A 23042-nucleotide genomic window follows, 5' to 3' on the forward strand; every position below is an offset into this window, starting at 1 on the left:
CAGGCGACGCTGCGCGCCCGCGCCGCGTCAATGGACGGCCCAGCGCCGTCGGCGACATTTTCGAGATCCCATCATGACCGACCACTCCACCGCCTGGGCGCAGCGCTTCAGCGAGCGCATGTCCCGCGTCCGCGCCAACGAGATCCGCGAGCTGCTCAAGCTGCTCGACCAGCCCGACATCCTCTCCTTCGCCGGCGGCATTCCCGACCCCGGCCTGTTCCCGTCCGAGCGCATCCAGGCAAGCTACCAGGCGGTCCTGTCCGACCCGGAGCTGTCCCAGCAGGCGCTGCAGTACTCGGTCAGCGAGGGCTATCTGCCACTGCGCGAATGGCTGGCCGAGCGCATGGCCGCGCATGGCGTCGCCTGCGGCCCCGAGAACATCATGCTGACCGCCGGCTCGCAGCAGGCGCTCGACCTGCTGGGTAAGCTGTTCCTGACCCGCGGCGACACCGTGGTGGTCGCCCGCCCGACCTATCTGGGCGCTCTGCAGGCCTTCACCGCCTACGAGCCGAACTATCTCGACCTGCCCGACGGCGCCCTGGACGGCGACTTCGACGCAAAGAGCCTGATGGCCGGCCGGGCGCCGAAGCCGCTCGGCTATTTCGTGCCCGACTACGCCAACCCGACGGGCGAGAGCCTGACCATCGCCCAGCGCCAGGCGCTGCTGGAGCTGGCCGACGCCACGGACATGACGCTGATCGAGGACGCCGCCTATCGCGAGCTGCGCTTCGCCGGCGAGGCCCTGCCCAGCCTGCTGACCCTCGACATCGCCCGCTCCGGTTCGATCGAGCAGGCCCGCACGCTCTACTGCGGCACCTTCTCCAAGACCATTTCGCCGGCCCTGCGGCTGGGCTGGGCCTGCGGCCCCAAGGCGGTCATCGAGAAGCTGGTTCTGCTCAAGCAGGGCAGCGACCTGCACGTCTCGACGATCAACCAGATGGTCGGCTGGCGCACCGTCACCGAGGACTATGAGCAGCACCTGTCGCGACTGCGCAACGCCTACGGCGCGAAGGCTCAGGCGACGCTGGACGCGCTCGCTCGCCACATGCCGCAAGGCGTGTCCTGGTCCAAGCCGCAGGGCGGCATGTTCGTCTGGCTGCGCCTGCCGGAAGGGTTCGACGGCAAGGATCTGCTGGCCCGCGCCATCGCCGAGGAGCGTGTCGCCTTCGTGCCCGGCGCGCCGTTCTTCGCCGAGACCGCCGCCGACAACACCATCCGGCTCAGCTACTCGCTGCCGTCCGCGGACGAGATCGACGACGGCGTGGCCCGCCTGGCCCGGCTGATCGCCCGACAAGCGTAGGGGCTGCTGGAGAGACCGCCCCTTCGCGCCACTTCGCAGGTGCGCGTAGGCGGCTCCTCGCGAGGCCGTCATTTGGTCAAGCCTCGCCTGGGCGCTAGGTTCACGCATGAAAACAAGGATGAACCCCCGCGTCTTTTGGGGCGCGAGCGCGATCATCGGCATCTTGCTGGCCCTCGCGACGTTGGCGCCAGGAGCCTCTGATTACGTCTTTCAAGCGGCCCAAGGCTGGGTGATCGACACCTTCGGGTGGTTCTACGTCGCGGCCGTCGCCGGCTTCCTGTTCCTGGTGCTGGTGCTGGCCTTTGGCCCGAGCGGCAAGCTCAAACTCGGCCCCGACGACGCCGAACCCGAGTTCCCATACCTGTCCTGGTTGGCGATGTTGTTCGCCGCCGGCATGGGCATCGGACTGATGTACTTCGCGGTCGCCGAACCCATTCAGCACTATGCCTCGCCGCCCGAAGCCGCGCCGAAAACCATGGACGCCGCGCGCGAAGCGATGGTCATCACCTTTACACACTGGGGGGTTCACGCCTGGGCGATCTACGCCCTCGTCGGCCTCAGCCTCGCCTACTTCTCGCACCGCAAGGGCCTGCCGCTGACGTTGCGCTCGGGGCTTTCACCGCTGCTGGGCAAGCGGGCGGATGGGCCGATGGGCGACGCCGTCGACATCTTCGCAATCTGCGGCACGCTGTTCGGGATCGCGACCTCGTTGGGTCTCGGCGTCGCCCAGATCAACAGCGGCCTGAATTATCTCACCGGCCTTCCGGCCGGTCCGGCCGTACAGGTCGGGCTGATCTTGCTGGTGATGGCGGCGGCGACCATCTCGGTTCTGACCGGCCTCGACAAGGGTGTGCGTCGGCTTTCTGAACTCAACCTCATCCTGGCCGTCGGGTTGATGCTGTTCGTGCTGATCGCCGGCCCGACCGGATTTCTCGCCAAGGCGTTGGTACAGAATTTCGGTCTCTACCTTGATCACTTCTTCGTCCGCACCTTCACGCTCTACGCCTACGAGCCGAGGGCCTGGATGGCGGATTGGACGCTGTTCTACTGGGCCTGGTGGATCGCCTGGTCGCCCTTCGTCGGCATGTTCATCGCCCGCATTTCACGCGGACGCACGGTCAAGGAGTTCATCGTCGGCGTCCTGCTGGTACCGACGGCCTTCACCTTCCTCTGGATGACAGTGTTCGGAAACACCGCGATCAGTCTGGACATGGGTCAGGCCGCCGGCGCCATCTCCGAGGCCGTCGCAGCCGACCTCTCGACGGCGATCTTCCATTTTCTCGAGCACCTGCCCGGAGCCGGCTTCACGTCTGCGCTAGCAGTCGCCCTTGTGGCGGTGTTCTTCGTCACCTCCGCGGACTCCGGCTCCTTGGTCATCGACACCATCGCCTCGGGCGGCGCGGACGACACGCCGCGCTGGCAGCGCGTCTATTGGTGTTCGCTGGAGGGGCTCGCCGCCGCCCTTCTGCTGCTGGCCGGCGGTCTTGGCGCGCTCCAGGCCGCGACCCTCGTGGCGGCCTTGCCGTTCGCGATCATCATGATCCTGCTGGCCTTCGGCCTCGTGCGCCAGATGAACGCGGACCTGGCCGGCGTCAGCGTCGCGACCGAAGCCCCGCCGCTCGCCGAGCGCGTCAAACGCATCCTGGCTCCGGCGCGCCGTCGGGACATCGACGCCCAGTTGAACCGCCACGGCGTTCCGGCCCTGAATGAGGTATGCGCCGCATTGGCCGCAGAAGGGGTGGACACCGCCGAAGTCATCCTCGACGCAGCCACCGCGGCGCTGAAGGTGCGCCACGCAGGCGGCGCCGACTTCGACTATCGGTTGACGGCCATGTCGCGCCCGTTGCCGGCGTTCTCGGCGCTGGAAGCGCCGGAAGGCCGCCGCACTCAGGAGTGGCGGCTGATGTCACAGACCGGCGCATCTCGGCGCCGCGACGTCACCGGCTTCACCCGCGACCAGCTCGTCTCGGACATTCTGGCGCAGCTGGAACTTTGGCGCCGCGACGATCGCCCCGCGCCCTGAGCGGAGGCCCCCGCCGGGGGCCTCCGGGGAAGACTAGACGCGCTCGACGATGATCGCCGGGGCCATGCCGCCGGCCGCGCACATGGTCACCAGACCGCGCTTGAGGTCGCGGCGTTCCAGTTCGTCGAGGACGGTGCCGATGAGGATCGAGCCGGTGGCGCCGATCGGATGGCCGAGCGCCATGGCGCCACCGTTCACATTGACCTTCTCGCGGTCCAGCTTCAGGTCGCGGATGAACTTCTCGGCCACCACCGCGAAAGCTTCGTTGATCTCGAAGAGGTCGATGTCGTCGATGGTCAGGCCCGCCTTGGCCAGCACCTTCTGCGCCGCCGGCACAGGGGCGTTGAGCATCAGGGTGGGGCTGTCGCCCATGTTCGCCATCGCCACCACGCGGCCGCGGGCCTTGAGGCCGTTCTTGGCCGCATAGGACGGCGAAGCCAGCAGCACCGCCGCCGCGCCGTCGACCACGCCGGACGAATTGCCTGCATGGTGCATGTGAGTGATTTTCAGGTCCGGATAGACCTGACGGATCAGGTCGCCATAGGTCGTGCCCTTGTCGTCGATCGGCACGTTGGCGATCATTTCAAACGACGCCTTCAACCCTGACAGGCCCTCGAGCGTGGTCTGCGGGCGCGGGAACTCCTCACGGTCCAGGGCCAGCGAGCCGTCTTCGCGATAGACCGGCACCAACGACTTGTCGAAGCGGCCTTCCTTGATCGCGACATCGGCGCGCTGCTGGCTCAGCAGCGCCAGTTCGTCCAGCGCCCGGCGGTCGATGCCTTCCATCGTGGCGATGGCGTCGGCGCAGACGCCCTGCTGGCTCTGCGGGTGGCGCGCGCGCAGGCGCAGATTGCCGCCATCCATCATCGGCGGCGTCGACGGATCGCCCGTCGAGGAGGTGTAGGACATCATCTCGGTGCCGCCAGCGATCACCAGGTCTTCCATGCCCGACATGATCTGCGCGGCGGCCAGGTTCACCGTCGTAATGCCCGAGCCGCAGAATCGGTCGAGCGTCATGCCGCTGGCCTTGACGTCATAGCCGGCGTCAAGCGCGGCCATCCGGCCGAGGTCGCCGCCCTGCTTGCCGCGCTGGCTGGAGGTGCCCCAGATGATGTCGTCGACTTCGCCGGTCTTCAGGTTGTTGCGCTCGGCCAGGGCCTTGAGCACCGTCGCGGCCAGGTGCTGCGGGTGAAAGTCGGCCAGCGCGCCTTTGCCGACCTTGCCGATGCCGCGCGGGGTGCGGCAGGCGTCGATGATCAGGGCCTCGGGCATGATGTGTTCCTTCCTGGTGCCTCCGGCGCGCGCCGGATCGTTTGGCGGACACTGGCTCACCCGCCGCCACGTCAGTCCAGCGCAAATGCGCGGCCCGGAGTCAGGCGGAGAATATCCATCCCGCCGGCAGCGTCGACAGCTGCACCCCGACCAGGATCACCACGTCCGGCCCGCCCAGATTGACCAGGACGTCGGCCCCGACCTGATTGACCGTATAGGGCGCGCCGCCCTCGACCCGGACTCGGTCGCCCTCGCCCGCATTGAAGTCCAGAACCCGATCGATGCCTGCGCCGACGAAGGTGTTGAAGATGTCGGCCCCGCTCCCGCCCGCGACCGTGTCGCTGCCGCGGTCGCCGCTGATGAAGTCATCGCCGTCCTCGCCGCTCAGGACGTCGCTGCCTTGCCCGCCGCGCAGGGTGTCGGCGCCCTCGCCCCCGAAGCCGGTGTCATCGCCCATGTTGCCGTAGACCTGGTCGGCGCCCTGGTCGCCATAGAGCCGGTCACCGTCCTGGCCGCCGACCACCCAGTCGTCCCCCTCCCGGCCGCGGATGGTGTCGGCGCCGACATTGCCGTTGATGTCGTCGAACCGGATGCCGCCGACGATCGAGTCGTCGCCTGCGTCGCCGCGCAGATAGCTGTCGCCTGGCCCGTGGTTGGTCCCGCTGACGACGACGTCGTTCCCCGCCCCGCCGTAGATGGTGTCGTAGCCGCCGCCGCCGTCGATGGTGTCGTCGCCGTCGTGTCCGCGCAGCAAGTCGTCGAACGAAGCGCCGATGAGGCTGTCGTCGCCGTTCAGGATGGTCCGGAACGCGGCCGGCATGTCGCCGTCCGCGGCCAGCCCGAGGATCCGCGTCGCCGAAGCTGAAAATGCCGAGACGTCGAAGTGCAGGTAGCCGGACAGGTTCTCCTGGATATGGTTCAGCTCGCCGCCCGCCAGCCGCCCGGCGCCGTCGAAGCTGAAGTTCCCGAACAGCGCGACCCGATCGCCGAACGCGCCGTCAGAATAGATCCGCCCGGTGTTGGCCAGGGTGATCACACCGCCGAAAAGGATATTCAGATCAACGGTGTCCATATTGACGCCGAATCTGGCGCCGGCCTTCAGAAACGCCATCACCTGCTCCCGTCGGTTCGCGCGCATGACGGGCTCGCCTCAAGCGTGCGTCAATGGTCAACGCGTGCAGGTGGCGCAGTGTTAAGATGAATTAGGAGTTCGGCCCCGCGCCCGCCGCCGCCAGCGAGGCCAGGGTATCGCGCACCGGGCTTTCGGGTTTCACCCGATCCCTTGCCCGCCCGCAGGTCGCTTCTCTGCCTGCTTGTAGACATCGGAGCGCAGCCATGGCCGCCAAACAACCGAACATCCTCGTCATCTGGGGCGACGACATCGGGCAATCGAACCTCAGTTGCTACACCCATGGCCTGATGGGCTACCACACGCCCAACATCGACCGCATCGCTAAGGAAGGCATGCTATTCACGGACAGCTACGGCGAGCAATCGTGCACGGCTGGCCGCTCCTCGTTCATCACCGGCCAGAGCGTCTACCGAACGGGCCTCTCCAAGGTCGGCATTCCCGCCGCGCCGGTCGGCATGAGCGAGCAGCTGGTGACCATCGCCGGGCTGCTCAAGAACCAGGGCTACGCGACCGGCCAGTTCGGCAAGAACCACCTGGGCGACCTGAACCACATGCTGCCCACCAACCACGGCTTCGACGAGTTCTTCGGCAACCTCTACCACCTCAACGCCGAGGAAGAGCCGGAGATGGACAACTACCCGACCGAGAAGGACTTCCCGAACTTTCGCAAGACCTTCGGACCGCGCGGCGTCGTGCACTCCTGGGCCACGGACAGGGACGATCCAACGGACGAGCCGCGTTGGGGCCGGGTCGGGAAGCAGAAGATCGAAGACACCGGGCCACTCAACAAGAAGCGCATGGAGACCTGCGACGACGAGTTCGTCGCGGCCGCCACCGACTTCATCAAGCGCGCCAACGCCGAGGGCAAGCCGTGGTTCGTGTGGCTGAACACGACCCACATGCACTTCATCACCCACACCAAGAAGGATAGCGTCGGTCAGGCAGGTCGCTGGCAGTCGCCCTATCACGACACCATGATCGACCATGACAAGAACGTCGGTCAGATGCTCGACCTGCTCGACGAGCTCGGCATAGCCGAGGACACCTTCGTCCAATACTCCACCGACAACGGCCCGCACCGCAACTCCTGGCCAGACGGCGGCATGACCCCGTTCCGCAGCGAGAAGAACACTAACTGGGAAGGCGCCTTCCGCATTCCACTGCTGGCCCGCTGGCCGGGTAAGATCGCGGCGGGGTCGGTCGCCAACGGCATCGTCCAGCACCACGACTGGCTGCCGACCTTCCTGGAGATGGCCGGCGCGCCCGATGTCGTCGACAAGCTGAAAACGGGCTACCAAGCCTGCGGGCGGACCTACAAAAACCACATCGACGGGGTCAGCCTGGCCTCCTACATCACCGGCAAGCAGAAGGAGTGCCCGCGCAACTTCTTCTTCTATTTCAGCGACGACGGCGACGTGCTCGGCCTGCGATACGACAACTGGAAGGTCGTATTCATGGAGCAACGTTGCCACGGCACCATGCAAGTCTGGGCCGAACCGTTCACGCGGCTGCGGTTGCCGAAGATCTTCAATCTACGCACCGACCCCTACGAGTTCGCCGATGTCACCTCGAACACGTACTGGGATTGGATGATCCACAACGCCTACTTCATCTACGCCGCCCAGGCGGCGATGGCGAAGTTCGTGGATTCGTTCGACGAATTCCCACCCGTTCAGCGGCCGAACACCTTCACGGTCGACGACGCGCTGGTGAAGATGACCGAGGCCGCAGGTTCATCCTGAGGCCGGCCAGGGCCAGGGCGGCGGATCTGGCGTCCGCCGCCTTGCGCCTGTCCGGCAAAGCTTCCATTCCGTAACGTCACTATCCGAACATCAGCCGGATGCTCGGGAGGAGACGAACGCCATGGACGCTGCTGCGATGAACGCCATGCTGGCTAGGCAGAAGGCCGCTCACCTGCGTGACGGAGAACCTTCGGCCCAGGTCCGCATCGACCGCATCGACCGGGCCATCGCCCTGCTGATCGACAACCGTGCAGCCATCGAGGATGCGATCAACCAGGACTTCGGCTCGCGCTCGCGCGAGGCGACCGCCTTCACTGACATCGCCGCCTCTATCGGCCCGCTCAAGCACGCCAAGGAAAACCTGGCCAAGTGGATGCGGCCCGAGAAGCGCAAGCCGACGCCGGCGATCCTCGGCCTGTTCGGCGCCAAGGCCGAGATCCGCTTCCAACCCAAGGGCGTGGTCGGGATCATCAGCCCCTGGAACTTCCCGGTGAACCTGACCTTCGGCCCGCTCGCCGGGGTGCTGGCGGCCGGCAACCGGGCGATGATCAAGCCGTCCGAGTTCACGCCCGCCACCTCTGAGCTGATGGCCAAGATGTTCGCCGGCGCCTTCTCGGAGGAGGAGATCGCGGTCGTCACCGGCGGCCCCGAGGTCGGCCAGGCGTTCTCGTCGCTGGCTTTCGACCACCTGATCTTCACCGGGGCGACGTCGATCGCGCGCCACGTGATGCGGGCGGCGGCCGAGAACCTCGTGCCCCTGACGCTGGAACTCGGCGGCAAGAGCCCGGTGATCCTCGGCAAATCGGCGGACCTCGAGGTCGCCTCGGCGCGGATCATGAACGGCAAGACGCTCAACGCCGGCCAGATCTGCCTGGCCCCGGACTACGTGCTGACGCCGCGCGAGAGCCTGGAGCCGTTCATCGCCGGGGCCCAGGCCTCGGTGTCGAAGATGTTCCCGACCCTGAAGGACAATCCCGACTACACCGCCATCGTCGCCCAGCGGCACTACGACCGGATCAAGGGCTACATCGACGAAGCCCGGGCCAAGGGCGCGCGGGTCATTGAGCTGAAGCCCGACGGCGAGGACCTGTCGCAACAGGAGCATCGCAAGATCGCCCCGACCCTGATCATCGATCCGAGCGACGACCTGAAGGTCATGCAGGAGGAGATCTTCGGCCCGGTGCTGCCAGTGAAGACCTATGGCGGCATCGATGAGGCCATCGCCTATGTGAACAAGGGCGAGCGTCCGCTGGGCCTCTACTATTTCGGCTCGGACGAGGCTGAACGCGAGAAGGTGCTCAGCGGCACGACCTCGGGCGGGGTGACGGTCAACGACGTCATCTTCCACGTGGCGCAGGAGAACCTGCCCTTCGGCGGCGTCGGGCCGTCAGGCATGGGCAGCTATCATGGGGTCGACGGCTTCCGCGAGTTCAGCCACGCCAAGTCGATCTACCGGCAGATCAAAGCCGACAAGCCGCTGCAGCAGATGCGTCCGCCGTACGGCCCGGCCATTCGCAAGTACCTGGACGGCCAATTGAAGCGCTGACGAAAGTCGCCAGCTCCGAATCGACGGAGCGGGCGGCGCTCGCCCCGGCGAGCGCGGCCCGGAGCGGCGAGTCGGATTCGCGGGCCTCGACCGGCGTGAACGTGCACACCAGTCCCCAGACGGCGACGGCGATCGGTCGTGGCATGTCTCGCTCCCATCTGGCGGTCTTCAGGCCGCTCGTGGGGGCGCTCTTGCAGCGGTTCGAACATTGCGCGCAGTTGCACCAAGGCGCATGTGCGCCGCTGCACCGGGGCGCCACCGGTTGCAAATCGCGGCGCCGCGATGCATTCGAAAACCCGCGTTACATCAATCGCGGCAAGCCAAAAAAAAACGCCGCCCCGAAGGGCGGCGCTCTTTTTGTGATGCCGAAAGGCCTTATTCGCCCGAGCGTAGCTGCTCGCGGGCCTGGGCCAGCAGTTCGTCCATCTTCATGCGCACTTCGCCTTCGCTGACGGCGACGCCCGAGCCCTTCAGGTCCTCGAACACCTTGCGCAGCACGTCATCGTCGCCCGGCAGCTCGAAGTCAGACTTCACCACGGCCTTGGCGTACTCGGCGACGCTCTCGGCCGAGAGGCCCATCAGACCGGCGGCCCATTCGCCCAGCATGCGGTTGCGACGAGCGCCAGCCTTGAATTCTTGCTCCTGGTCGAGCTCGAACTTCTTTTCAAATCCACGCTCGCGATCGTCGAAGGTCGTCATGTGTTCCCCAGTAGGCGGTCGGTCGGCGTTGCATATCCCGTGAACCGCGCCGTAGCAACGTAAACGCACGATGAGGCGATGCGGCTCTTGCGCCGTTTGCGCCGCGCGGACCAATCCGTTAGTTTTTTCAGGCCTCATATGAGTGAGAGGGCCATACGGTCGGAGCCGCGCGCGTTTGCATCGAACTGCGCGCGTTTTTCGTTTTTCCGCTGGCGGCCAAGCCCTCGCTCTGGGAGAAGGCGCACATGACTACCCGCCGCAAGAAGATCTACGAAGGCAAGGCCAAGATCCTCTACGAGGGCCCCGAGCCCGGAACCCTGATCCAGTACTTCAAGGACGACGCCACCGCGTTCAACGCGCAGAAGAAGGCGATCCTCGAAGGCAAGGGCGTCATCAACAACCGCATCAGCGAGTACGTGATGACCAAGCTGAACTCCATCGGGGTTCAGAACCACCTCATCCGCCGGCTGAACCTGCGCGAGCAGCTGATCCGCGAGGTCGAGATCATCCCGCTGGAGGTGGTCTGCCGCAACGTCGCGGCCGGCAGCCTGTCGCAGCGTTTCGGCCTGCCGGAAGGCCAGGCCCTGCCCCGCTCGATCATCGAGTTCTATCTGAAGGACGACAAGCTCAGCGACCCGATGGTCGCCGAGGAGCACATCACCGCGTTCAACTGGGCCTCGACCCAGGAGATCGACGACATGATGGCCCTGACCCTGCGGGTGAACGACTTCCTGACCGGCCTGTTCGCCGGCGTCGGCATCACCCTGGTCGACTTCAAGGTCGAATTCGGCCGCATCTACGAGAACGACTTCGCCCGCGTGATCCTGGCCGACGAGATCAGCCCCGATTCGTGCCGCCTCTGGGACAGCCAGACGAACGAGAAGCTGGACAAGGACCGCTTCCGCCGCGACATGGGCGACGTCATCGAGGGCTACACCGAGGTGGCCCGCCGTCTTGGCATCATGAAAGAGATGCCCACCGTCATCCAAGGAGGCCTGCACTAGTGCGCGCGAAAGTTCATGTGTTCCTGAAGCCCGGCGTGCTGGACGTTCAGGGCAAGGCCGTCGAAAGCGCCCTGCACGGCCTTGGCTGGCCGCAGGTCGACGGCGTGCGCGTCGGCAAGACCATCGAGTTCGACCTGAAGGACGCGACCGACAAGGCCGCGGCCGAGGCCCAGGTGAAGGACATGTGCGAGAAGCTGCTCGCCAACACCGTCATCGAAAGCTACCGGATCGAGGTGGCGTGAGAGGGCTCACCGCCCTCTTTCCCCTTCTCCCGCTGATCCTGGCCGCCTGCGCGCCGGAGCCTGAGCCGGTCCGGCCGCGGCTCGCGCTCGACTGCTCGCTCTCCTACGAAGCCCTGTCGGCCAAGGTCCTGGCCCAACCGGGCCTGATCCCCGCGCCTCAGGAGCGTGGCGAGCCCTATCGCTTCTACAACATGCAGGGCGGCGGCGAGGCCTTCGTCCTGACCCAGCCCGGCGCGCCCGGCCATCCGGCGATCTTCAAGCAGGAAGCGGTCCAGGAAGGCGGCCGCAAGGTCATGAAGAACACCGGCTGCGCCTATGGCGACAAGGCTGGATTCGACCAGGTGATGACCTACCTGGAGAGCCTGGGCGCCAGGTAGCACGCTCAAGCTTACGACTTTCGCATGCGCAGACCACCGATGTAACCAAGACGAGAAGTCCGCTGAAGCCGTGGGAAACATGAACCACGTCAATATTTTGCGCACTCTTGGAATTGGCTGGGCGATCTGGCTTTGCGCCGGCTCAGCAATCGGCGCGCCCGCGCTGATGACCCGGGCCCCGGGCTGCCTGGACGCGGCCGACCTGCCGATTTGCCTGTTGAAGGTACTGGCCGAGGACGACGCGGGCAGCGATCTGGCGCGCGACCGCGAACTGGCCGCCCGGCCGCATATCTTGGCCGCAGCGGGCGTCACTCCCGAAGGCGTCGCACGCTACCGCGCCGGTAAGGACGCGCGGCTCGGAGAGATATTCTCGCTAGCTGACGATCAGGCGCAGGACGCATTCGTTCAGGTGCTCGACAGCGACCGCGCCGGCCGTCCCCCTGAAGAGGGGCTCGCGATCATCGCGGCCCTGCCTCGCGACGCTCCCACGCTCCCTCCGCTCTTCGCTGACAGCCAGGAAACGTCGGCCAGACTGACAGCCTACCGGTTCATCGCGTTCGCAGATCCCACCACGACGACGCCGGGACCTCCGCCGAGCCGGGCGCTAGTCGCTGCGGTCCTGCGGGCATGGGAGGATGATCTGGCCAGTCGAAGCGGCTTGGCCGACTCGCTTACCGACGCCTCAAGCTTGGCAGCCGCCTATGCCAGACATGGTGATCGCGACGGCGTCGACCGGGCCATCGCCCTGGAGCCTCGCCCCGACGACCGCATCCGCATCCTGCTCGAACTTGGCCGCCAGGACGAGGCGCGAGCGGCGCTGGCGCGGCTGACCGCGGCCGACTTGGAAGCGAGCGTGCGCGCGGAGCTGACGCGGAAGGTCAGCGCCCAGCATCAAGCGGTGTTGGGAGAAGCGGTCGCCATGGAGGTGATGCTGCAGGAGGAGATCGCTCGCCACGGTGCCGCCGGTCAGGACACCTGGATGTACCAGGACCTGCGCAAGCAAAACGCCCGACGGCTCGCCGCGCTGTCCAAGGCGCAACCGAGCGTCCCGGCGCGACTGGTGCGAAGCGAAGCCGAGTCGCGGCTTGCGGACATTCGCGACGAAGTGCTTGGGGCCGACGCGCCCCCTCGCCCGGGCGGCCCGCGTCTGGTGACCGACGCGGCCGCCCTCGGCCTCGCGCGCCAGCAACAGGATCAGCCCACGGCACGCCTCCGCGCCGACATCGAACAGGGGCGTGGCCTGGAAAAGCTCGACGATTACCTGGCTGCAACCCCGGTCACAGAACAATCGAGGCTGCTGGCGACCTGCACCGAGGCTTCGGCCAGCGTGCGTCTCTTCAACCTTGTCGCAGCCTGCCTCGACCGCTTTCAGGTCGACACAGGACAGAGCCGTATGATCTTCGCCGAGAGCGCAATCCGCTACGCCCGGAGCGCCTATTCGTTCGGCGACGCCGCCACGGGACGAGCGCTCCTGACCCAGGCCCTCTCTGCAGCGAAGGATCTCGACGTCAAAGAGAGCTCGAGCGTCAAGCTGGAGCTCATCGAGATCGCCAAGGCCGAACTGCGCGCCAGCGACCGTCTGCCCCCTCGCCCAAAAGCTCAAACGATGATAGGGCCCGCGCCATGAAAGCCGCCGTCATCGTATTCCCGGGTTCCAACTGCGATCGCGACTGCAAGGTCGCCGTCGAACGCTCCACCGGCGCCAAGGTCGACATGGTCTGGCACGCCGAGACCCAGCTGCCGCAGGGCCTGGACCTGATCGTGCTGCCCGGCGGCTTCTCCTACGGCGACTACCTCCGCTGCGCGGCCATGGCCTCGCTGGCGCCGGTGATGACCGAGGTCCGCGCCGCGGCCGACCGCGGCGTCGCCGTCGTCGGGATCTGCAACGGCTTCCAGGTGCTGACCGAGTCGAAGATGCTGCCCGGCGCGCTGCTGCGGAACGAGAAGCTCAAGTACGTCTGCAAGCCGGTGGCGCTGGAAGTCACCAACGCCCAGACCCGCTTCACCGCCGGCTACGCCGGCCGCCGCGAGGTCGAGATGACGGTCGGCAACGGCGAGGGCAACTACTTCGCCGACGAGGAGACGCTCGACCGGCTGGAGGGCGAAGGCCAGGTGGTCTTCCGCTACCTCGACAATCCGAACGGCTCGTCGCGCGACATCGCCGGCATCGTCAACAAGCGCGGCAACGTCATCGGCCTGATGCCGCACCCCGACCGCGCCTTCGAAGCCGAGCTCGGCTCGGCCGACGGGGCCATCCTGTTCCAGAGCGCGCTCGCGAGCGCCTAGTCTTCGTCGTCGTCGCCGGTCTCGTCGCCGATCGCCTCGGTGACTAGCCGGCGCCAGACCGGATCGCTGTCGTCGACCAGATCGACGTCCTCAAGCAGGGCCACGGCCCCGGCGCCGTCCGGCAGCACCAGGCCCAGCACTTCCATCACCTCGCCATCCTCGGTCTCGTGGGACTCGGCCTGCACGACCACGGCGGCGACCTCGCCGTCGTCCTCCCACCAGATGATCGGCTGCGGCAGCTCCATGTCGATCGGGCGGCCGCGGTGGGTGTCGCCAAGGGCGAAGATCGCCACCTTGGCCTGCACGTCCTCCAGGGTCGCCAGCGCGCCTGTGAACGGCTTCAGCCGGGCCCAGTCGTCGACATCATAGCCGCCGCCGTCGAAGGTCGGTTCGTCGTCAAACTCGCTCATCGGGCCTGCCTAGACCCGATAGGCGCGCGTTTCCAGCGCCGTCAGTGCACGGTGGCTGGGACGCTCGCCGCGTCGTCCCACATCCGCACCGGCATCGGAAAGCCGGCCTTGCAGAGCGCCACGTTCAGGGTCCGCGCCAACAACACCGAGGCCTCGGGCCCGCCGACCAGCGGCCGCAGCAGCGCCAGCGCCACGTCCGGCGCCGCACGCGCCACGCCGCAGGCCAGAACCACTCGCTGCTCGTCCTGGGAATAGCCGCCGCAGGCGATGCAGTGCACCTCCATCGCCCGCCGCGCATCGCGCTCGATGTGCTCCATCAGCGCCACGAACACGTTGGCCACCGGCCTGGAGCTCACGTGCGTCAGGCCCGGCCGAACCAGCTCGCGCGGGTCGTCGCCGGCCATGCGCGCCCGCGCCCAGGCGCGCAGCGAGGCCAGCACGAGCTGCTCGGAGACCGCCAGGCCGTGCGGTCCGACCCGCAGGGACGCCGCAGCTAGGGGGGCGATGGCCATGGGAGCGCTCCTTTATTGCGAATGACTCGCAATATCGATACACCCGGCCGGCCTGTCGGTCAATCGGCCGAACCGCCTTCGAGGTTGCGTTTCAGCGCCGCGAGACCGGCCTCCATCAGCGGCGTCACCATCTCGCTCAGCGCATCGGGCTTGAAGTCGCTGAACCAGAGCACCCGGCTGCCGGCGCCGTCGGCGATGACCTGCATCGAGGCCGCGTGATGTTCGAAGGGGCCGTCGATGACGCTGTAGGCGACGCGCCTTGAGGGCTCGTCGACGCCGAGGATCTGCTCGGTCACCATCATCCCGTTGGCGAACGTCACGGTGCGCAGGTCGCCGTCGACGCGCCCGTCGACCAGCACGCCGGCGAACAGTTCATGCGCCTTGCCGACCTGCCGTAAGCGCTCCCATACGCCCGCTATCGGCAGGTTTACCGACACGTCTCGCAGGATCGTGACCATGGAAAATCTCCGCTGACTGATTTTGCAGGGAGAATAGCCCTCCGGGCCGGCGGCTTCTGGCGGCTATCGGACGCTATCGGCAGACTTTGCGCTGCCGCTACGTCATGCCGTAAGCACGCGCGGACAATCTGCGGAGGCGACATGCAAAGGCTGATGGGATCGGGCGACCTGCTCGACGCGAACGGACATCTGGTCGAGCGCGGCTGGGCCGCCAACGAGGTTCGCCGCTATGATCGCGGCGCCATCGGCGTGCCCCATGACGATACGGCGATCAAGGAGTGGGACTACTACGCGATCCTGTCGCCGGACTTCGGCCTGGCCCTGACCGTCGCCGACAACGGCCACATGGGCTTCCTCGGCGCCTCGTGGATGGACTTCCGGACGGGGAGCTTCGTTAACGGCGGCGTCGGCCTGCCGGCCCCGCACGGCGCCATGGCCCTGCCGCCCAGCGCCGACGCCGGCGACATCGCCCACGTCCACCCGAAGATGGAGATCGCGTTCCGCTTCGTGCCCGGCGGCCGGGTGCTGACCTTCGACGCGCCCAGCTTCGACAAGGGAGCCGGCATGTCCGGGGAGATCTTCCTGGCCCAGCCGCCGATGGACCGGATGGTCATCGCCACGCCGTTCGCCGAGCAGGCCACCGCCTTCTACTACAACCAGAAGATCAACTGCATGCCGGCGTCGGGTCATGTGGTCTACGCGGGCCAGCGATATGAGTTCGAGCCGTCCAGCGCCTTCGCCGTGCTCGACTGGGGCCGCGGGGTCTGGACCTACGACAACACCTGGTACTGGGGCTCGGCCTCGGGCCTGGTCGACGGCAAGCCGTTCGGCTTCAACATCGGTTACGGTTTCGGCGACACCTCGGCGGCGAGCGAGAACATCCTGTTCTTCGACGGCAAGGCGCACAAGCTGACCGACCTGGAGTTCCATCTGCCCGAAGGCGCGCACGACAGCGGTCCTTGGCGGTTCACCTCCAGCGACGGCCGCTTCGAGATGACCTTTGAGCCGATCGTCGACCGCCACGCCGACTTCGCCATGGGGCCGGTCAGCAGCCGCCAGCACCAGGTGTTCGGCAAGTTCTCCGGCGTCGCCGTGCTCGACGACGGCACGCGCCTGCAGGTCCGCGACCTGATCGGCTTCGCCGAAGAGGTCGAGAACCACTGGTAGCGAAGGTTGTCGCCCCCCGTGTCATCCCGGTTTGCGAAGCAAGACCGGGACCCATGAACACCGGACGGATCCGACGGCGGCTCAGCGTCACCCCATCCTGCTCGAACAACGCGAATGGGTCCCGGTCTTCGGCTGCGCCGAAACCGGGATGACACTTATCGTCAGGCCTGCTGGTGCTTCAGCGGCAGCAGGGCCACCAGGCTGATCAGGGCGGCGACCGCCAGATAGATTCCGACCGGCACCAGGCCGCCCTGGGTCGACAGCGCCTGGGCGATCATCGGGGTCAGGCCGCCGCCGATGATGCCGCCGACGTTGAACGCCATCGAGGCGCCGGTGTAGCGCACCCGCGCCGGGAACAGACCCGGCAGGAACGCGCCCAGCGGGCCATAGACGAAACCCATGGTCAGCAGCGCCAGCGACAGGAACGCCCAGGCGCCGAGCAGCGAACCATGGCCCATCATCGGGGCCATCAGCGCGCCCACCGCGATGGCCATGAAGCAGCCGGCCATCAGCACGCGGCGCGGATTGCTGGCGTCCGACCAATAGCCGGCTAGGACGATGCCGAGCGCCATGAAGCCGATCGCGCCCAGCTGCACGCCGAGGAACGTCTCGCGGCTGTAGCCCAGGGTCTGGACGCCGTAGCCGAGCGCAAAGGCGGTCGCCAGGTAGAAGGTCGCAAAGCAGGCCACCACCGCGAAGGTCCCGGCCAGCGTCGGCGCCAGGTGGCGCTTGAACAGCTCGGCCAGCGGCACGTCCGAGGGCGCCTCCTCGGCCAGGGCCTTGGCGAAGGCCGGGGTCTCGGTGAGCTTCAGGCGGACCCACAGGCCGACCCCGACCAGCAGGGCGCTGCCCAGGAACGGAATGCGCCAGCCCCAGCTCTGGAACTGTTCAGGGGTCAGCAGCATGCCGAGGATCAGGAACAGGCCGTTGGCGGCGATGAAGCCGACCGGCGCGCCGAGCTGCGGGAACATGCCATAGCGCGCGCGCCAGCCGGGCGGCGCGTTCTCCACCGCCAGCAGCGCGGCCCCGCCCCACTCGCCGCCGAGGCCGAAGCCCTGGCCGAAGCGCAGGATGCAGAGCGCCACCGGCGCCAGCCAGCCGGCCTGCTGGTAGGTCGGCAGGAAGGCGATCAGCACCGTCGAGGCGCCCATCAGCAGCAGCGAGGCGACCAGGGTCGACTTGCGCCCGATGCGGTCGCCGAAGTGGCCGAACACGATCGCGCCGACCGGCCGGGCGAAGAACGCCACCGCCATGCTCGCGTACGAGGACAGGAGCTGCATCGAAGGCGAAGCGGCCGGGAAGAACAGCGGTCCGAACACCAGCGAGGCGGCGGTCGCATAGATGTAGAAGTCGTAGAATTCGACGGCGGTGCCGACCAGGCTCGCGCCCAGGACCCGCCGCGTCGACGGCGCCTCAACAGTCTTCGACATCCACACCCCCAATGATTGCTGTTCGGCTTCGCGCCAGACGCCTGCCAGGTCAAGGCGCGGGGCGCGAAATCTGCGGTCGGGGGGTTGCGACAGTTCGCCTGATTGGCGTCTATCTGACGTAGCGATTCGCCGGAGACGGGAAAGTGACCCAAGGACTTGGAGCTCTGCGAATACTGGTCGTCGACGACAACGAGCAGATGCGCACGATCATCGGCACGGTTCTGGCCGCTGCGGGCGTCGGGCGCCTATTCTATGCGACCGACGGACGACACGGCCTGGACCAGCTGATGCACGATCCGGTCGACGTGGCCTATGTCGACTACGAGATGCCGACCATGAACGGCCTCGACTTCATTTCCCGGGCGCGCGCCCTGCCGGGCGAGACGCGCTACCTGCCGATCATCATGCTGACCGGCCACTCCGACCTGCCGCGCCTGAACGCCGCGCGCGACCGCGGCGTCAACGAGTTCCTCGCCAAGCCGGTCACCGCGCGCGACATCCTCAAGCGACTGGAGTCGGTGATCATGCGACCGCGCCCCTACGTCGCCGCGGCGGACTTCTTCGGACCGGACCGGCGGCGGCGCTCGCCGCTCGGCTATGCCGGCCCCATGCGCCGCGCCGCCGACAACGCCGGCGTGCTGGAGCTTTAACGTCCCCACACCGCTCATCCCGTCGAAAGCCGGGATGAGCGGATCGGGGGCGGCCGAGCCAACTACCAGCTTTGGCAAACCTTCTCGGGAACCGAGACGACGCGCACCCAGCGATAGCCCTGCACCTGGGCGCCGCCGACCTCGTAGGTCGCCGGCTCGCGGGTGAAGCACGGACCGAACGCGCCGGCGTCGGGAACCAGCATCTCGCCGCCCAGCACGACCTTCTCGAAGACGGCGACCGCCTCCGGCCCCAGCTCGCGGCCGACCATCGCCTTCCAGGCCTCGTGGTCGAAGGTCACGCCCTGCTCGCGGCTGACGAACATCGGCGCCAGCATGTCGTCCAGCCGGCGCTTGCCGCCCGACTTGGCGCGGATCTTGGCGTCGAGGTCGGCGAAATAGAGAGCGCCGCGATTGTACGGCACGTGGCGGATGCTCTCGGAGCCGAAGCCGGCCTTGGCGATCTTCTCGGCCGACCAGTCGCGCGCCTCGCTGCCCCAGTAGCCGCGGGCCATGGCGTCGATCTGCTGGCCATACTGCTCGACCGTCGAGAACCCGGCCCGCAGGGGGGCGAGCGCCGTGTAGTGGGTGGTCAGGCCCTCGCTGAACCAGCTGCTGATCCCGACAGCGCCCGGCGACTCGATCCCGCCGACCCACTGGTGGATCATCTCGTGGGCGAAGGTGGTGCGCGGCCCCTCAGCGCCCGGATCGCGCGGCGCCGAACCGCGCGAGAGCATGAACGAATTGGCCAGCGCCGTGCCGCCGCCGACCGGCGGGGTGTCGAGGAAGCGCATGAACACCCGGTAGCGCGGGGCCGGCTTCAGATAACCGAAATCCTTGTCGAGCTGCTGGTAGAGCTTGCCCGACCAAGCCAGCTCGGCGGCCGGGTCGAACGGGGCCTGGCCAAGCCAGGTCCCGCTGAAGCCGTCCACGTCGCCGCGCTTCGGATAGCGGCCCATCGGCCCGGCCATGTACCAGGCCTGGCGCAGCTTCTCCGGATCGCCGGTCAGCGCGACGTCGCCGTCGCCGAACGAGGCGACCGCGCTGGAGCCCCTGGCCAGGCCGCTGAGGTCCCAGCGCAGCTTCAGCTGCGCCTCGCCGACCTTTTCCGGCAGCACCAGGAACCCGGCGCCGGCGCCGCTGACCCCGCCGCCCGACGGCCGGATGCCGAACGGCGGGCCTTGCGGCGCACCGGCCGGCTGCACCGCCGAGCGATAGCTGATGGTCACCGGATAGGAGACCGGCCGCTGGGCGGTCCAATGGCGGAAATAGGGGAAGCCGCCCGGCGCGGCCGGGTCGTCGACCGAGGCCAGCGGCACCGCGCCCTTGGCGTCGGTCACGGTCAGGCCCTGCACCCGGTCGGCGACGCCGCGCACCCCGGCATAGGTGACCGGCGCGGAGAGGACGAGCCCTTCGCCCTGCGTCAGCACGCTGCGCACCTCGATGGCGACGACCTCGGCCCCGCCGTCGCGGACCGGCTTCAGAACCGTCTCCAGCCGCGGCGCGGCCTGCGCCCCGAACGCCAGCGCGCTCGCCGCGCCCGCCAGCAGCCACCGTTGAGAATTCCAGCCCATCGCACGCCCCCTGTTCGCACATATGCTATGCGCCGGAGCGGGCTTTTCTATGCAAAGGCGCGAGGCGGACGCCGGACGGCCAGCAGGCCTTTGCGCCGTTGGGGCAACCGCGCGGAAGGGCTATGCGCGGACCCTGGCCGGATTGCCGACCACCGTCGCGCCGGGCGCGACGTCGCGGGTCACCACCGCCCCCGCGCCGACCAGGGCGTCGTCGCCGATCCGTACGCCCGGCAGGATGATCGCCCCGCCGCCGATCCACACATTGGCGCCGATGCTGATCGGCCGGCCGAACTCCAGCCCGGACGCGCGCTCGGCCGGGTCGCGCGGATGGTCGGCGGTCAGGATCTGCACGCCCGGCCCGATCTGGGTCCGGGCGCCGATGGTCACCGCCACGACGTCGAGGATCACGCAATTGAAGTTCAGGAAGGCGCCATCGCCGAGACTGATGTTGAAGCCGTAGTCGCAGTGGAACGGCGGCCGGATCGTCGCGCCCCGGCCTGCGAAGGCCAGGCGCTCGGCCAGCAGGGCGTGACGCCGATCGATGGGCAGGTCCAGGGCGTTGAACCGAGCCATCCAGGCGACCGCCGCGGCGTGGTCGGCCTGGATCTCCGGGTCGCCGGCGTCATAGAGCTCGCCGGCCAGCATCAACTGCTTCTGGGTCTGCGCCATGGCTATCCGCGCCAGATGCTGACGCCCTCCTTGATCGTTTCGGTGACCTTCAGCGAGGCCAGCTTCTCCGGATCCGTGGCCGTCGGATCGGCCGACAGCACCGCGAAATCGGCCAGCTTGCCGGGAACCAGCGATCCCTTCGTCGCCTCCTCGAAGTGCTGATAGGCGGGCCAGATGGTCATCGCCTTCAGCGCCGCCTCGACGGGAACCCGCTGATGCGGCCCCAGGATGTCGCCCGAGCGCGTGCGCCGGCTGACCGTCGCCGACAGCACCCGCATGGAGTCCGGCTTGGCCACCGGGGCGTCGTGGTGGGTGGTGAACATCATTCCGCGCCGCAGCGCCCAGCCGGTCGGCGAGATGTTCTCGGCCCGCACCGGCCCGAGCACCGAGTCCCGGTGCCAGTCGCCCCAGTAGAAGGTGTGCATCGGGAAGAACGACGGGATGATCCCCAGGGCCTTGCAGGCGTCGACCTGATCCTCCCGCGCCGTCTGGCCATGGATCAGCACGGGGCGCCGGTCGCCCCGCCCATGCTTTCTCGTCGCCTCGCGCACCCCGGCGATCAACACGTCGATGGCGGCGTCGCCGTTGGCGTGGACCAGGATCTGCCAGCCGTTGGCGAAGGCCTTGTCGATCGCCGCCAGGCACTGGTCCACCGGCACGGCCGGATAGCCGGCATAGGCCGCGTTCTGGCCCTCGGGCGGCACGAAGTACGGCTGCGACAACCAGGCGGTCTTGCCCTGGGGCGACCCGTCGATCGACAGCTTCACCCCGCCGATCCGCAGCCGGTTCGTATAGGTGCGGCTGAGCAGCGGCGGAACCACCACGTCCGTCGCCGTCAGCACGTCGGGGTAGGCCACCACGTCGGCGCTCAACATGCCCTTGCTGGCCGCCAGCTGCAGCGCCTTCACCCCGCCGCTGGAGGACTTGCCGTCCTGACAGGTGGTGTAGCCGTACGAGGTGTAGAGCTTCACGCCCTCGGCGATCATCTTCAGGTTGGCGTCGAGGTCGAGCCGGCTCAGCAGCTTGACCATCACGCCCATGAAGGCGTGCTCCTCCATCACCCCGTTGGGTTCCTTGCCGCCGGCCTCGCGACGGAAGACGCCGCCCTGCGGATCGGGAGTCGCGGCGCTGACGCCCGCCGCCTCCAGCGCCTTGGAGTTGGCGACGCCCAGATGGCCGGACTGGTGGATGAACAGCACCGGGGCGTCGCTGGAAATCTCGTCGAGGTCCTTGCGGGTCGGATGCCGCTGCTCGCGCAGTTGGGAGTCGTCGTAGCCGAACCCGATGATCAGGCCATAGCGCTCGGCGAACGGCCGGTTGGCGTCGCGCCAGGCCCGCACGATCCGCTGCAGGTCTGGGATCGACTTTCCCTCGCCGTCGGGCGCCGGCAGCAGGTTGGCCGACACCGCCTGCAAGCCGACGAACGAGACGTGGCCGTGCGGGTCGACGAAACCCGGCAGCAGGGCGCGCCCATCCAGGTCCACCAGCCGCGCGCCGCGCCCGGCCTTGGCCAGCACCTCGTCCCGGTCGCCGACCGCCAGGATGCGCCCGCCGCGCACGGCCACCGCCTGGGCCCTCGGCCGCGCGTCGTCCATGGTCAGGATCGGACCGCCCGCATAGACGGCGGTCCCCTCGGCCGCGAAGGCGCGCGATCCGGCCGCCAGCGCGGCGGCGCCGCCCAACATCACGCCCCGACGTGTTCCCTGCATCATATCCCTGTCTCCCCTCCAGCCGCGGCGTCATCGCCGTCTAGTCGAGTTCCTGCACTCCGCCGCCGCTGACCGTCAGCACCTGGCCGCTGATCCAGGCGGCGGCAGGCGAACAGAGGAACAGCGCCGCATTGGCGATGTCCTCCGGCGCGCCAAGGCGCCCCAGCGGCGTGTGGCGCAGCATCGCCCGTTCCGTCTCCGGTGTCAGCACGCTCGCCAGGGCGCCGGTCTTGATCGCCCCCGGCGCGATGGCGTTCACCCGGATCCCCATCGGCCCGAGGTCGAAGGCGAGGTTGCGGGTCAGGTGGTTGGCCGCGGCCTTCGACGATCCGTAGGAGGCCATCCGCACGTTGCGGTTCTCGCCCGCCATCGACGAGATGTTGAGAACCGCGCCGCCGCCGGCCGCGGCCATGTGCGGCGCGCACAGCTGGCAGAGCCGGAAGCCCGAGAACACGTTGAGCTGAAACGCGCGCACGAAGTCGGCCATCGGCATGTCGAACGGCTTGGGCCCGCCGCCGCCGGCGTTGTTGACCAGGATCGTCAACCGCCCGAACCGCTGCAGCGCCAGGTCGACCAGGCGTTCCAGGTCCTCGTCGCGGGTGACGTCGCAACCCACGGCCAGCGCCTCGCGCCCCGCGTTCGCCAGTCCGTCCGCCAGCGCCTGCGCGGCGGCTTCGTCGCGGTCGCTGACCACCACCGCCGAGCCGGCCTGCGCGAACCGCTCGGCGATCGCCCGGCCGATGCCCGCCCCGGCGCCGGTAACGATCGTCACCTGTCCGTCCAGCGCCAGCAGCCCTTCGATCCCTTCCGCCATCCTGACCTCCCTACGTCGCCAGATGAGCT

At 68.0% G+C, this 23042-nt stretch carries 22 protein-coding genes; 11 read left to right on the forward strand and 11 right to left on the reverse strand.

Annotated elements, in window-relative coordinates; all coding sequences use genetic code 11:
• The first annotated feature begins 73 nt into the window (after positions 1 to 73).
• Together O4N75_RS16565 and O4N75_RS16570 are read left to right on the forward strand one after the other, a co-directional pair.
• Positions 74 to 1300, forward strand: a complete 1227-nt coding sequence (locus tag O4N75_RS16565; protein ID WP_269626564.1) for a PLP-dependent aminotransferase family protein — start codon at positions 74 to 76, stop codon at positions 1298 to 1300.
• A 118-nt stretch (positions 1301 to 1418) separates the two neighbouring features.
• Positions 1419 to 3323 carry a BCCT family transporter gene (locus tag O4N75_RS16570; RefSeq protein WP_269626565.1) on the forward strand — a complete coding sequence of 635 codons (1905 nt, stop codon included), beginning with the start codon at positions 1419 to 1421 and terminating at the stop codon, positions 3321 to 3323.
• A gap of 33 nt (positions 3324 to 3356) precedes the next feature.
• Here the strand turns inward: O4N75_RS16570 and O4N75_RS16575 are convergent, their stop codons facing one another.
• The gene (locus O4N75_RS16575; RefSeq protein WP_269626566.1) at positions 3357 to 4595 is read right to left on the reverse strand and encodes an acetyl-CoA C-acetyltransferase; all 1239 of its coding nucleotides are present in this window, start codon (positions 4593 to 4595) and stop codon (positions 3357 to 3359) included.
• Between the two features lie 100 nt (positions 4596 to 4695).
• Positions 4696 to 5706: a calcium-binding protein gene (locus O4N75_RS16580; protein ID WP_269626567.1), complete on the reverse strand. Its 1011-nt coding sequence runs from the start codon at positions 5704 to 5706 to the stop codon at positions 4696 to 4698.
• A 224-nt stretch (positions 5707 to 5930) separates the two neighbouring features.
• Here O4N75_RS16580 and O4N75_RS16585 point away from each other — a divergent pair, with 224 nt between their 5' ends.
• Both O4N75_RS16585 and O4N75_RS16590 read left to right on the forward strand, forming a co-directional pair.
• A complete protein-coding gene (locus O4N75_RS16585) occupies positions 5931 to 7469 on the forward strand; it encodes an arylsulfatase (RefSeq protein ID WP_269626568.1) in 1539 nt (512 codons plus the stop codon).
• A gap of 121 nt (positions 7470 to 7590) precedes the next feature.
• A complete protein-coding gene (locus O4N75_RS16590; RefSeq protein ID WP_269626569.1) occupies positions 7591 to 9015 on the forward strand; it encodes a coniferyl aldehyde dehydrogenase in 1425 nt (474 codons plus the stop codon).
• A 375-nt stretch (positions 9016 to 9390) separates the two neighbouring features.
• Here the strand turns inward: O4N75_RS16590 and O4N75_RS16595 are convergent, their stop codons facing one another.
• Positions 9391 to 9714 carry a DUF1476 domain-containing protein gene (locus O4N75_RS16595; RefSeq protein WP_267230452.1) on the reverse strand — a complete coding sequence of 108 codons (324 nt, stop codon included), beginning with the start codon at positions 9712 to 9714 and terminating at the stop codon, positions 9391 to 9393.
• Between the two features lie 245 nt (positions 9715 to 9959).
• Between O4N75_RS16595 and purC the strand changes: the two genes are divergently transcribed.
• From purC to purQ, 5 genes are all read left to right on the forward strand, one after another.
• Positions 9960 to 10718: a phosphoribosylaminoimidazolesuccinocarboxamide synthase gene (gene purC / locus O4N75_RS16600; protein WP_267230453.1), complete on the forward strand. Its 759-nt coding sequence runs from the start codon at positions 9960 to 9962 to the stop codon at positions 10716 to 10718.
• Complete coding sequence (purS, locus tag O4N75_RS16605; protein ID WP_183773609.1) at positions 10718 to 10960, forward strand: phosphoribosylformylglycinamidine synthase subunit PurS; 243 nt, start codon at positions 10718 to 10720, stop codon at positions 10958 to 10960. The genes purC and purS overlap by 1 nt, the downstream gene beginning before the upstream one ends.
• Positions 10957 to 11337, forward strand: coding sequence for a hypothetical protein (locus tag O4N75_RS16610; RefSeq protein WP_269626570.1), 381 nt, complete (start codon positions 10957 to 10959; stop codon positions 11335 to 11337). Before purS ends, O4N75_RS16610 begins: the two co-directional genes overlap by 4 nt.
• 79 nt (positions 11338 to 11416) lie before the next feature.
• The gene (locus O4N75_RS16615) at positions 11417 to 12964 is read left to right on the forward strand and encodes a hypothetical protein (RefSeq protein ID WP_269626571.1); all 1548 of its coding nucleotides are present in this window, start codon (positions 11417 to 11419) and stop codon (positions 12962 to 12964) included.
• Positions 12961 to 13623: a phosphoribosylformylglycinamidine synthase subunit PurQ gene (purQ, locus tag O4N75_RS16620; RefSeq protein WP_183773605.1), complete on the forward strand. Its 663-nt coding sequence runs from the start codon at positions 12961 to 12963 to the stop codon at positions 13621 to 13623. Before O4N75_RS16615 ends, purQ begins: the two co-directional genes overlap by 4 nt.
• Here purQ and O4N75_RS16625 read toward each other — a convergent pair.
• The 3 genes from O4N75_RS16625 to O4N75_RS16635 are packed head-to-tail and all read right to left on the reverse strand — an operon-like array spanning position 13620 to position 15003.
• On the reverse strand, positions 13620 to 14033 hold the full coding sequence (locus tag O4N75_RS16625; RefSeq protein WP_269626572.1) for a hypothetical protein: 414 nt from the start codon (positions 14031 to 14033) through the stop codon (positions 13620 to 13622). The genes purQ and O4N75_RS16625 overlap by 4 nt on opposite strands.
• A 41-nt stretch (positions 14034 to 14074) precedes the next feature.
• Positions 14075 to 14545 carry a hypothetical protein gene (locus O4N75_RS16630; RefSeq protein ID WP_269626573.1) on the reverse strand — a complete coding sequence of 157 codons (471 nt, stop codon included), beginning with the start codon at positions 14543 to 14545 and terminating at the stop codon, positions 14075 to 14077.
• 59 nt (positions 14546 to 14604) lie between these two features.
• Positions 14605 to 15003 (reverse strand): SRPBCC family protein, encoded by a 399-nt coding sequence (locus O4N75_RS16635; RefSeq protein WP_269626574.1) that lies wholly within the window; start codon positions 15001 to 15003, stop codon positions 14605 to 14607.
• A 141-nt stretch (positions 15004 to 15144) separates the two neighbouring features.
• Between O4N75_RS16635 and O4N75_RS16640 the strand changes: the two genes are divergently transcribed.
• On the forward strand, positions 15145 to 16170 hold the full coding sequence (locus O4N75_RS16640; protein ID WP_269626575.1) for a DUF2804 domain-containing protein: 1026 nt from the start codon (positions 15145 to 15147) through the stop codon (positions 16168 to 16170).
• Between the two features lie 161 nt (positions 16171 to 16331).
• Here O4N75_RS16640 and O4N75_RS16645 read toward each other — a convergent pair whose 3' ends face one another.
• Positions 16332 to 17600: an MFS transporter gene (locus O4N75_RS16645; protein ID WP_269626576.1), complete on the reverse strand. Its 1269-nt coding sequence runs from the start codon at positions 17598 to 17600 to the stop codon at positions 16332 to 16334.
• Between the two features lie 143 nt (positions 17601 to 17743).
• On the opposite strand from O4N75_RS16645, the gene O4N75_RS16650 reads away from it, so the two are divergent.
• Positions 17744 to 18250, forward strand: a complete 507-nt coding sequence (locus O4N75_RS16650) for a response regulator (RefSeq protein WP_269626577.1) — start codon at positions 17744 to 17746, stop codon at positions 18248 to 18250.
• 62 nt (positions 18251 to 18312) lie between these two features.
• Here the strand turns inward: O4N75_RS16650 and O4N75_RS16655 are convergent, their stop codons facing one another.
• From O4N75_RS16655 to hdhA, 4 genes are all read right to left on the reverse strand, one after another.
• On the reverse strand, positions 18313 to 19821 hold the full coding sequence (locus O4N75_RS16655) for a hypothetical protein (protein ID WP_269626578.1): 1509 nt from the start codon (positions 19819 to 19821) through the stop codon (positions 18313 to 18315).
• Positions 19822 to 19941: 120 nt separating this feature from the next.
• Positions 19942 to 20490 carry a sugar O-acetyltransferase gene (locus O4N75_RS16660; RefSeq protein WP_269626579.1) on the reverse strand — a complete coding sequence of 183 codons (549 nt, stop codon included), beginning with the start codon at positions 20488 to 20490 and terminating at the stop codon, positions 19942 to 19944.
• 2 nt (positions 20491 to 20492) lie between these two features.
• Positions 20493 to 22202, reverse strand: coding sequence for an amidohydrolase (locus tag O4N75_RS16665; RefSeq protein ID WP_269626580.1), 1710 nt, complete (start codon positions 22200 to 22202; stop codon positions 20493 to 20495).
• Positions 22203 to 22239: 37 nt separating this feature from the next.
• A complete protein-coding gene (gene hdhA / locus O4N75_RS16670; protein ID WP_269626581.1) occupies positions 22240 to 23013 on the reverse strand; it encodes a 7-alpha-hydroxysteroid dehydrogenase in 774 nt (257 codons plus the stop codon).
• Between the last annotated feature and the right edge of the window lie 29 nt (positions 23014 to 23042).

This window comes from Phenylobacterium sp. NIBR 498073 (assembly GCF_027286305.1).
Taxonomy (GTDB): domain Bacteria; phylum Pseudomonadota; class Alphaproteobacteria; order Caulobacterales; family Caulobacteraceae; genus Phenylobacterium.